General features: G+C 71.6%; 11 protein-coding genes. 7 read left to right on the forward strand and 4 right to left on the reverse strand.

Annotated elements, in window-relative coordinates:
• Positions 1-46 precede the first annotated feature (46 nt).
• From J5Y09_RS20765 to J5Y09_RS20780, 4 genes are read right to left on the reverse strand one after another with little or no spacing between them, the layout of a single operon-like run.
• Positions 47-988 (reverse strand): metal ABC transporter permease, encoded by a 942-nt coding sequence (locus J5Y09_RS20765; protein WP_209353773.1) that lies wholly within the window; start codon positions 986-988, stop codon positions 47-49.
• Positions 985-2,277 (reverse strand): metal ABC transporter permease, encoded by a 1,293-nt coding sequence (locus J5Y09_RS20770; protein ID WP_209353774.1) that lies wholly within the window; start codon positions 2,275-2,277, stop codon positions 985-987. The genes J5Y09_RS20765 and J5Y09_RS20770 overlap by 4 nt, the downstream gene beginning before the upstream one ends.
• Positions 2,274-3,029: a metal ABC transporter ATP-binding protein gene (locus tag J5Y09_RS20775; protein WP_209353775.1), complete on the reverse strand. Its 756-nt coding sequence runs from the start codon at positions 3,027-3,029 to the stop codon at positions 2,274-2,276. Before J5Y09_RS20775 ends, J5Y09_RS20770 begins: the two co-directional genes overlap by 4 nt.
• Positions 3,026-3,994: a metal ABC transporter solute-binding protein, Zn/Mn family gene (locus J5Y09_RS20780; protein ID WP_209353776.1), complete on the reverse strand. Its 969-nt coding sequence runs from the start codon at positions 3,992-3,994 to the stop codon at positions 3,026-3,028. Before J5Y09_RS20780 ends, J5Y09_RS20775 begins: the two co-directional genes overlap by 4 nt.
• Before the next feature lie 134 nt (positions 3,995-4,128).
• Between J5Y09_RS20780 and J5Y09_RS20785 the strand changes: the two genes are divergently transcribed.
• The 7 genes from J5Y09_RS20785 to J5Y09_RS20810 all read left to right on the forward strand — a co-directional run bounded on the left by J5Y09_RS20785 (position 4,129) and on the right by J5Y09_RS20810 (position 9,982).
• On the forward strand, positions 4,129-4,452 hold the full coding sequence (locus J5Y09_RS20785) for an ArsR/SmtB family transcription factor (protein WP_198377858.1): 324 nt from the start codon (positions 4,129-4,131) through the stop codon (positions 4,450-4,452).
• A gap of 258 nt (positions 4,453-4,710) precedes the next feature.
• Entirely contained in the window at positions 4,711-5,547 is an 837-nt protein-coding gene (gene coxB, locus J5Y09_RS20790) for a cytochrome c oxidase subunit II (RefSeq protein WP_245217301.1), read from the forward strand.
• Positions 5,548-5,570: 23 nt separating this feature from the next.
• Positions 5,571-7,163: a cytochrome c oxidase subunit I gene (gene ctaD, locus J5Y09_RS20795; RefSeq protein ID WP_198377860.1), complete on the forward strand. Its 1,593-nt coding sequence runs from the start codon at positions 5,571-5,573 to the stop codon at positions 7,161-7,163.
• 41 nt (positions 7,164-7,204) lie between these two features.
• Positions 7,205-8,149 carry a heme o synthase gene (locus tag J5Y09_RS20800; protein ID WP_245217302.1) on the forward strand — a complete coding sequence of 315 codons (945 nt, stop codon included), beginning with the start codon at positions 7,205-7,207 and terminating at the stop codon, positions 8,147-8,149.
• Entirely contained in the window at positions 8,146-8,274 is a 129-nt protein-coding gene (locus J5Y09_RS24675; RefSeq protein WP_280846113.1) for a cytochrome c oxidase system small membrane protein, read from the forward strand. The genes J5Y09_RS20800 and J5Y09_RS24675 overlap by 4 nt, the downstream gene beginning before the upstream one ends.
• 76 nt (positions 8,275-8,350) lie before the next feature.
• Complete coding sequence (locus tag J5Y09_RS20805; RefSeq protein WP_209353779.1) at positions 8,351-8,956, forward strand: cytochrome c oxidase assembly protein; 606 nt, start codon at positions 8,351-8,353, stop codon at positions 8,954-8,956.
• 162 nt (positions 8,957-9,118) lie between these two features.
• Entirely contained in the window at positions 9,119-9,982 is an 864-nt protein-coding gene (locus J5Y09_RS20810) for a cytochrome c oxidase subunit 3 (RefSeq protein ID WP_209353780.1), read from the forward strand.
• The last annotated feature ends 331 nt before the right edge of the window (positions 9,983-10,313 follow it).

Genomic DNA, 10,313 nt, shown 5'->3' on the forward strand with positions numbered 1-10,313 from the left:
TCGCGGATCGAGGCGGAGCCTCGATCCGTTCGGATCGGGGTCGGCCTCAGGCGCCCGGCGCGGCCACCGCGTCGCGCGGCGTGCCGCGCCGCAGCGCGCGCAGCAGCGCCGCGCACGCCACCGCCACGCCGCCCAGCGTGCCGATCACGCCCGCGGCGTTGAGCGCCACCGTCCCGCCCAGCGCCGCCGGCAGCGGGCCCGCCAGCAGGTAGCCCGCCACGCCGATCGCCGCCCCCGCCGCCGCGCTGCCCAGCACCTGCAGCCGGTAGTCGTCGGTCAGCAGCCGCAGCGCCGCCGCCGGGCAGACCAGCATGGCGACCACCAGGATGCTGCCCACCGCCTCGAAGGCCGCCACCGCCGCGGCCGCGACCGCCATGTTCAGCGCCAGTTCCAGCCGCCGCGCCGGATAGCCCAGCGCCGCCGCGTAGTCCGGGTCGAAGCACAGGATCTGCAGCGGCCGCCACAGAAGCGTCACCAGCAGCCCGACCGCGACCGCGACCCCCGCGAGCAGGTGCAGTTGCCGCGGCAGCCCCGCGAGCGCCGCCGGGTCCAGCAGCGACCCCCAGCCCGTCGCGTCGAGCCAGACCAGCGTCTCCAACTGCCCGAACAGCACGCAGTCGAGGTCGAGATCCACGCTGCGCGCGCCCGTCACCTCCATCAGCACCAGGCCGAGCGCGAAGAAGGTCGTGAACACCGCCCCCGTCGCCGCCCCCGATTCGATCCGCGCGGCGCGGCGCACCAGCGTGATGAGCAGCGTCGCCGCCATCGCCGCCGCCAGCGCGCCGATCAGCATCGGCAGCCCCGCCCGCGCGCCGGTCAGCGCGAATCCCACGATGATGCCCGGCAGCACGGCATGCGACAGCGCGTCGCCCAGCAGGCTCTCCCGCCGCAGCACCAGGAAGGCGCCGAGCAGCCCCGCCGTGCCGCAGGCCAGCACCGCCGCGAGCAGCGCCGGCAGGTCGAGCCGCAGGAAATCCACCGCGCTCATGCCTTGCCCCCCAGCGCGTGCGGGGAAGCCGGCAGCGTCGAGGGCTCCGGCAGCAGCCGCGACGCGGCCTCGGGGCTCAGCCCATGCTCCACCAGGTCCGCCAGCCGGTCCGCCCCCGCCGTGTCGGCGGCACCCAGGGCGAGCAGGTGATGTTCCACCGCGCGATGCGCGCGCACCGCGCGCCGCGCCGCCGCCGCCCCGCGCGGCGTCAGGTGCACCTGGCGTTCCGACAGCGCGACGAGGTCGCGGAAGGCGAGCCAGCGCGCGAGCCGCCAGGCGCGCCCTTCCCGCCAGCCGCGCGCGGCGGCGAGTGCGGCGATCGGCGTCCAGCGATCCCCCGCCGTGCCGGGCCCCGCACCGGCCGCTTCCTGCGCTTCCCAGGCCGCGCGCAGGAAATGCTCCTCCGCCGCCGCCAGCCGCCGGCGCGCGCGGCGCAGCCCGGCGGCGAGCAGCCCGCGTTCCGGCGCGAGCAGCAGGGCGAGGCTGAAGCAGCCCGCCCCGGCCAGCACCACCGCCGCACCCGTCGGCAGGTCGGGATCGAGTGCGGAGGCCGCGGCACCCGCCATGCCGCACAGCGCGCCCGTCGCGGCCGAGATCAGCAGCAGCCGCGGCAGGCGGAAGGTCAGCAGCCGCGCGGTCGCCGCCGGCAGCACCAGCAGCGCGACGATGAGGATGAGCCCCACCGCCTGCAGCCCCGCCACGGTGACGGTCACGATCAGCCCGAGCAGCGCGATGTCCGTCCGCTGCGTGGACAGCCCCAGCACGCGCGCATGGTCCGGATCGAAGCAGGTCGCGCGCAGGCGCTGGAACAGCAGCAGGCAGGCGGCCAGCGCCAGCGCGGCCACGGCGCCGGCCCAGAAGGCGTCCTCCGCCCGCATCGCCGCCGCCTGGCCCAGGATGAACTTCGACAGCCCCGCCTGCGCCGCCGCCGGCAGCGTCTGCACGTAGGACAGCAGCGCGACGCCGGCCGCGTAGAAGGACGACAGGACGATGGCGATCGCCGCGTCCTCCCGGATCCGCCGCGTGCGCGCCAGCGCCTGCACGGCGAGCACGCCCGCGATGCCCGCCACCGCCGCGCCGGCGAGCAGCGGCGGCAGCGCGCGCGGATCGGCCCCGAAGGCGGCGACGATGAGCGCGGCGAGCACCACGCCCGGCAGCGCCGCATGGCCCACCGCATCGGCCAGCAGCGCGCGCCCGCGCAGCAGCGCGAAGGCGCCGACCGTGCCGGCGGCCAGCCCCAGCAGCGCGCAGCCGGCCAGCACGACGAGGGTGTTGTAGCCGAGCGTCATGCCGGCGCGACCGAGGCGTGCTCGAGCAGGTTCAGCCGCCCGCCATAGGCCGCCGCGATGTTGGTGGGCGTGAAGGCCTCCGCCACCGGCCCGGCCGCGACGGCGCGGCCGTTCAGCAGCAGCACATGGGCGAAGTAGTCCGGCACGGTGGACAGGTCGTGATGCACGGCGACGACGTTGCGCCCCGACGCGGCGATGCGGCGCAGCACCGCGACGATCGCCTGTTCCGTCGCCGCGTCCACCGCGGCGAAGGGCTCGTCCATCAGGTACAGGTCGGCATCCTGCGCCAGCGCGCGGGCGAGGAAGACGCGCTGCTGCTGCCCGCCGGACAGCCGCCCGATCTGCCGCCCGGCGAGGTCCGACAGCCCGACCTCGGCCAGCGCGGCCGCGGCGGCGTCGCGTTCGCGCCGCGGCACGCGGCCCCACCAGTTCATGCGCGGGTAGCGCGCCATGCACACGACATCGAGCGCGGTCGCCGGGAAGTCCCAGTCCACCGACGCGCGCTGCGGCAGGTAGCCCACGCGCATGCGCGCTTCGTCCAGCGGGCGGCCGAAGAACCGCGCTTCCCCCGACAGCGCCGGGATCAGCCCGAGCGCGGCCTTGATCAGGGTGGACTTGCCCGCGCCGTTCGGCCCGACGATCGCGGTCAGCCCCTGCGGCGCCGCCCAGGTCACGTCCCACAGCACGGGCCGTTCGCCATAGGCGACCGTCAGGCCGCGGATCTCGAGCGGCGGGGGCGCGGCGGCGCTCACGCCGCGAGCCGCCCGTTCAGGCCGCGCGGCGGTGCGGTGCCGCCCAGCGCGCGGGCGATGGTCGTGACGTTGTGGTCGATCATGCCCTCATAGGTGCCTTCATAGGTGCCCGGCCGGCCCATCGCGTCTGAGAACAGGTTGCCGCCCATCGCCACGCGCTGGCCGCGCGCGCCCGCGCCCTCGATCAGCGCGCGCACCGCGCGGTCGGGCACCGAGCTTTCGGCGAAGACGGCGGGGACGCGGCGGGCGACGAGGGTCGCGACCAGCGCCTCGATGCGCGCGAGGTTCGCCTCGGCCTCGGTGGACAGGCCCTGGATGCTCGCCACCTCGATCCCGTAGCGGGCGCCGAAATAGGCGAAGGCGTCGTGGGCGGTGACGAGCAGCCGCTGCGGCGCGGGAATCGCCCCGAGCGCGGTGCGCGCGAAGGCGTCCAGCCGGGCGAGCCGGGCGCGCCAGGCCGCCAGCGCGGCGGCGATGTCCTGCGCCGCGGCGGGGGCGAAGCGCGACAGGGCATCGGCCGCCGGCGCGGCCGCCTCGGCCCACAAGGTCGGGTCCATCCAGACATGCGGGTCGGCCGCGTCGGGGTAGTCGGGATTGGCGCGCAGCCGTTCCCGCGGCAGCGCCTCGGCCACCATGACCACGGGCTTGCCGGCGCCGCGCGCGCGTTCCAGCACGTCCCCCATCCGGCCTTCCAGCCGGTGGCCGTTGGCGAAGAGCAGGTCGGCGCCGAGGATGCGCTGGATATCGTTGCGCGTGGGGCGGAACAGATGCGGGTCGACGCCTTCGCCGATCAGCGTCTCGACGCGGAAGGCCGCCCCGCCGAGGCTGCGCACCATGTCGCCCACCATGCCGACGGTGCACAGCGCGAGCGGCGGGCGCCGCGCCTGGGCGAGGGCGGGGGCGGGCAGGGACAGCAGGCCGGCCGCCAGGAGCGCCCGGCGGTGCATGGATGAACAGGTATTCATCTCTTCATTTATCCCTGTTTTTTCAATAACTTATCTTGTTGGCGCAGATTGCGGCGCGCGGCCTGCCTGTCAAGGGCGGGCTTGCGCGGCCGGCCCCCGGCGCGCGACGGTGGCGGGATGGCGGACCAAACCCGATGCGTGCCCGCGTGAGGCTCGGCGACGACCTGGTGGTCGAGCTGGCGGAAACCTTCCGCCTGATGAGCGACCCGACGCGGCTGAAGATCATCCTCGCCTGCCTCGACGCCCCGGCGGCGGTGGGTGAGATGGCGGAGAGGCTGGGCATCTCGGCCTCCCTCGTCTCGCACCACCTGCGGCTGCTGCGCGCGGCGCGGCTGCTGCAGGCGGACCGGCGCGGGCGGCAGGTCTTCTACGTGGTGGGCGACGAGCACATCCGATCGATGCTGACCGACATGGCCGACCACGTGACCGAGGAGGATGCGGGGGAGGTGGAGGGCTAGCTGCCGCCCCTCCTTTGTAACTCCTTAAGGCCGTTGCGTTTTCCGCCTTGTGGCCCAACTGCCCTGTCGCGCAGATTCAGGGGGGGCGGTCTTGTGCGGTGCGGGGTGGCGCGACTATGGTCCGCGCGCGTCGCGCACCCCCCCAAGGGTTGCGCGCGACAGGTTTCGGCAAGGCGGCGCGCCCGACGCGCCCGGGGAATGGTGATGCGGTTGAGCGACGGAAAGCGCCTCCGGGCGGCGTTGGGCGGCTTGGCCGCGATGGTTGCGGCGGGCCCGGCCTGGGCGCAGGGCGTGGTCGGCGCGCCGACCCCCTGGGGCATGGGCCTGCAGGAATCGGGCGGGCCGATCAAGGACGCGATCGCCGACTTCAACACGCTCGTGTTCGTCATCATCGTCGCCATCACGATCTTCGTGCTGGCGCTGCTCGGTTGGTGCGTGTGGCGCTACCGGGCCGAGGCGAACCCGACGCCGTCCACCACCAGCCACAACACCCTGCTGGAAGTGGCCTGGACGGTGGTCCCGGTGCTGATCCTCGTGGTGATCGCGATCCCGTCCTTCCGGCTGATCTACTACCAGGACCGGACGCCGAACGCGGACCTGACGATCAGCGTGCAGGGCCGGCAGTGGTACTGGAACTACACCTATCCGGACCACGGCAACTTCAACTTCGACAGCTACCCGCTGCAGGAGGACCAGCTGCCGGCGAACCAGCGCCACCTGTTCCGCCTGGCGGTGGACAATGAGCTGGTGATCCCCGTCGGCGCCAACATCCGCGTGCTGACCACCGGGCGCGACGTGATCCATTCCTTCTTCGTCCCGGCGCTGGGCGTGCAGCGCTACACCATCCCCGGCCGCGCGCTGGAGACGTGGATGCGCGCCGACCGCGAGGGCGTCTACTACGGCCAGTGCAACCAGATCTGCGGCACGAACCACTGGTTCATGCCGATCGCGGTGCGCGCCGTGAGCCCGCAGGAATTCGAACGCTGGGTGGCCGAGGCGCGCACGCGCTTCGCCCGCGCGGAGGACCCGGCCCCGGCCGTGCTCGCCGCCCCCGCCACCACCGACACCGTCCAGATCGCGGAGGCGCGCCGCTAAGGCGCGCCCGAGAGGAACACCCGATGGCGACCGCAACCGACGCGCATCACGACCACCACGACCACAAGCCCGGCTTCGTGAACCGCTGGCTGTTCTCGACGAACCACAAGGACATCGGGACGCTCTACATCATCTTCTCGCTGATCGCGGCCTTCATCGGCGTCGGCCTGTCCGTGCTGATGCGGATGGAGCTGCAGACGCCGGGGATGCAGATCTTCGCCGACGGCCAGATGTGGAACGCCTTCGTGTCGGCCCACGGGCTGATCATGGTGTTCTTCGTGGTCATGCCGGCGCTGATCGGGGGTTTCGGCAACTGGTTCGTGCCGATCATGATCGGGGCGCCGGACATGGCCTTCCCGCGCATGAACAACATCAGCTTCTGGCTGCTGGTGCCGGCCTTCCTGCTGCTCGGCGCCTCGCTGTTCGTGGGCGAGGGCCCGGGCGCGGGCTGGACGATCTACCCGCCGCTGTCCGACAGCACCTACCACCCGTCCATGGCGATGGACCTGGCGCTGTTCTCGCTGCACCTCGCGGGCGCTTCGTCCATCATGGGCGCGGCCAACTTCATCACCACCATCCTGAACATGCGCGCGCCGGGCATGACCCTGCACAAGATGCCGCTGTTCGTGTGGTCGATGCTGGTGACCGCCTTCCTGCTGCTGCTCGCGGTGCCGGTGCTGGCGGGCGCGATCACCATGCTGATCACCGACCGCAACTTCGGCACGGCCTTCTTCCGGCCCGAGGGCGGCGGCGACCCGGTGCTGTTCCAGCACCTGTTCTGGTTCTTCGGCCACCCCGAAGTCTACATCATGATCCTGCCCGGCTTCGGGATCATCAGCCACGTCATCTCGACCTTCAGCCGCAAGCCCGTCTTCGGCTACCTCGGCATGGCCTACGCCATGGTCGCGATCGGCTTCGTGGGCTTCGTCGTGTGGGCGCACCACATGTTCCAGTCCGGCATGGACGTGGACACGCGCGCCTACTTCATGGCCGCGACGCTGGTCATCGCGGTGCCCACGGGCATCAAGATCTTCTCCTGGATCGCCACCATGTGGGGCGGTTCGATCGACCTGAAGACGCCGATGCTGTTCGCCATCGGCTTCATCTTCCTGTTCACCGTGGGCGGCGTGACGGGCGTGGTGCTGGCCAACGCGCCGATCACCCAGATCCTGCACAACACCTACTACGTGGTGGCGCACTTCCACTACGTGCTCAGCCTCGGCGCCGTGTTCTCGATCTATGCCGGCTTCTACTACTGGATCGGCAAGATGAGCGGCCGGCAGTACCCCGAGTTCTGGGGCAAGGTGCATTTCTGGCTGACCTTCGCCGGCGTGAACCTGACCTTCTTCCCGATGCACTTCTCGGGCAACCAGGGCATGCCGCGCCGCTACCCCGACTATCCGGAAGCGCTGACGGCGTGGAACTTCATCGCCTCGGTGGGCTCCTACATCTCCTTCGCCTCGCTGATCCTGTTCTTCTACGTGCTGTGGCTGACCTTCCGCTCGGGCGAGAAGGCCGCGGCCAATCCGTGGGGTGCCGGTGCGACGACGCTGGAATGGCAGGTCTCCTCTCCGCCGCCCTTCCACACCTTCGACGAGCTGCCGCGCGTTCGGTAACGGCGCGGGCCATATAGGGTCGGACCATGAGCGAAGCCGCCATGGAACCGGGACAGGGGGGCTCCGCCCCCCTTCCTGCTTCCTGCGACATGTCGGAAGTCGGCGACTGGATCGCGCTGCTCAAGCCGCGCGTGATGACGCTCGTGGTCTTCTCGGGGCTGGTGGGCATGCTGGTCGCGCCGGGCGCGCTGGCCATGCATCCGGTGCTCGCCTTCGTCGCCATCCTCTGCATCGCGGTCGCCGCGGGCGCGGCGGGGGCGATCAACATGTGGTATGACCGCGACATCGACGCGGTGATGCGCCGCACCGCCAAGCGCCCGATCCCGGGCGGGCGGATCGCGCCGGGGGCGGCGCTCGCCTTCGGCGTCTGGCTTTCGGTCGGGTCCGTCACGCTGATGTGGATGGCGACGAACATCGTCGCAGCCCTCGTGCTCGCGCTGTCGATCGCCTTCTACGTCTTCGTCTACACCATGTGGCTGAAGCGCCGGACGCCGCAGAACATCGTCATCGGCGGCGCCGCGGGCGCCTTCCCGCCGGTGATCGGCTGGGCCGCGGTCACCGGCGACGTCACGCTGGTGCCGCTCATCCTGTTCGCCATCATCTTCGTCTGGACGCCGCCGCATTTCTGGGCGCTGTCCCTGTGGGCACATGACGACTACGCCCGCGCCGGCGTGCCCATGCTGCCGGTGACCGCCGGGGCGCGGGAGACGCGGCGCCAGGTGCTGATCTACACCGTGCTGCTGGCCCCGCTCGGCCTGTTGCCCTGGGCGGTCGGCTTCTCCTCCCCCGCCTATGCCGCGGTCGCGGCGCTGCTGGGGGCGAACTTCCTGCGCCACGCCCTGGCCGTGCTGCGCGATTCGCAGGACGAGGCCGGGCGGTCGCTGACCAAGGACGCGCCGGCCAAGGCCTGCTTCCGCTTCTCGCTGACCTACCTGTTCGCCCTGTTCGCCGCGCTCGCGGTCGACCGCCTGGCCTTCGGCCCATGACGCCGGAGGAAGAGGCGCTGTTCCTCAAGCGCCGGCGCGGACGCAACATCGCCATCATGCTCGTGCTGGTGGCGCTGGCCGTCATCTTCTACTTCGTCGGCATGGCGCGGATCCTGCGCGGCTGAACCGCGCCGCGCCGTTACGCCATGATACGATCGGCCCGCTTGCCGCGCACCGGATCAGGGACCATTGAGTAGGGCCATGGACCGCGCCGACCTTTCCCGCCGCAACCGCCGCACCGCCATCTTCGCCTTCGGGACGGTCGCGGGCATGGTCGGGCTGTCCTTCGCCGCCGTGCCGCTCTATGACCTGTTCTGCCGCGTCACCGGCTACAACGGCACGACGCAGCGCAGCCTGGCCGCGCCGGGTGCGACCGACCGGACCATCACGGTGCGCTTCGCCGCCACCACCCAGCCCAACCTGCCCTGGCGCTTCCAGGCCGAGCAGCCCTCGATGACCGTGCGGCTGGGGGAGGAAGGGCTCGCCTTCTATTCCGCCGCCAACCGGGCCGAGACGCCGGTCACGGGCGTGTCCGTCTACAACGTGACGCCGGAGAAGGTGGGCCGCTACTTCCACAAGATCGCCTGCTTCTGCTTCGACGAGCAGACGCTGGAACCCGGCCAGCGCGTGGACATGCCGGTCACCTTCTGGGTCGATCCGCGCATCGCCGAGGATCCGAACACCCGCGACATCACCACCATCACGCTGCACTACAGCTTCTTCCGCACCATGGAGGACGCGCAGCGCGCCGGTGCCGTCGCCTCCGCCGGGCCGCATGTCGGCCGCGCCGCGCCGCGGGCGAACTGACGTCTTCGCGACGCCGCGTTAACCGCGCGGCAACGGGCGCCGAAAAGCCGCCTTTCGTCACGCCGACGGGCTTGATCCGAAAGACCTTTTCGGGATTGATGCGCGCATGTGCGCGCCGGGCCCCTGGCCCCGTGCGCGCGCCCCCAAGGTCCAGGAATTCCGATGGCCAGCACCAGCCACGCGCCCGCCGATACCGCGAACGGGCACTCCGCGTCCCCCTACAAGCACCCCTATCACCTGGTCGATCCGTCCCCCTGGCCGCTGACCGGGGCCTTCGGCGGCGGCGCGCTCGTGCTCGGCATCATCCTCTGGGCCCATATGGGCGTGAAGTGGGTGTTCTTCCTGGGCCTGTTCGCCACGCTCGGCACCATGTTCATGTGGTGGCGCGACGTGGTGAAGGAGAGCCACACGGCCGGCCTGCACACGCCCGTCGTGCGGCTTGGCCTGCGCTACGGCATGACGCTGTTCATCGCGTCCGAGGTGATGTTCTTCGTCGCCTTCTTCTGGGCCTATTTCCACTTCGCGCTGTATCCGGAGCACGTGTCCGGCGCCGCGCGCGCGATCTGGCCGCCGCAGGGCATCCTCACCTTCGATCCCTGGGGCCTGCCCTTCCTCAACACCATGATCCTGCTGCTGTCGGGCTGCACCGTGACCTGGGCGCACGCGGCGCTGATCCAGAACGACCGCAAGGCGCTGATCCAGGGCCTGTCGCTGACGGTGATCCTCGGCCTGCTCTTCACCGGGCTGCAGGCCTGGGAATACACGCTGGCGCCCTTCCCCTTCTCGGGCGGCGGGGTCTATCCGTCGGTCTTCTTCCTCGCCACGGGCTTCCACGGCTTCCACGTGATGGTGGGCACCACCTTCCTTGCCGTCTGCCTGTTCCGCGCCATCAAGGGCCACTTCACGCCGGAGAAGCATTTCGGCTTCGAGGCCGCGGCCTGGTACTGGCACTTCGTCGACGTGGTGTGGCTGTTCCTCTTCATCTGCATCTACTGGTGGGGCGCGGGCGAGATCGCGCATCATTAGTTTCGCCCTCAGACGGCAGGCGGCGGCCATCCGGCCGCCTTGCCTTCGCGCCATGCACTGGTGCGCCGGCGCCGTCTGATGGTCTGGGCGCGGTCGCGCCTTGCGCTCGCGGCCCGAGGCTTTGCCTCGGGCCGTTTTTCTTTGCCCTCAGACGGCGGGCGGCGGCCGTCCGGCCGCCTTGCCTTCGCGCCGCGTACTGGCGCGCCGGCGCCGTCTGATGGTCTGGGCGCGGTCGCGCCTTGCGCTCGCGGCCCGAGGCTTTGCCTCGGGCCGTTTTTCTTTGCCCTCAGACGGCGGGCGGCGGCCGTCCGGCCGCCTTGCCTTCGCGCCG

Origin of the sequence: Roseomonas nitratireducens (assembly GCF_017813355.1) — a bacterium.
GTDB classification, from domain to species: Bacteria; Pseudomonadota; Alphaproteobacteria; order Acetobacterales; family Acetobacteraceae; genus Neoroseomonas; species Neoroseomonas nitratireducens.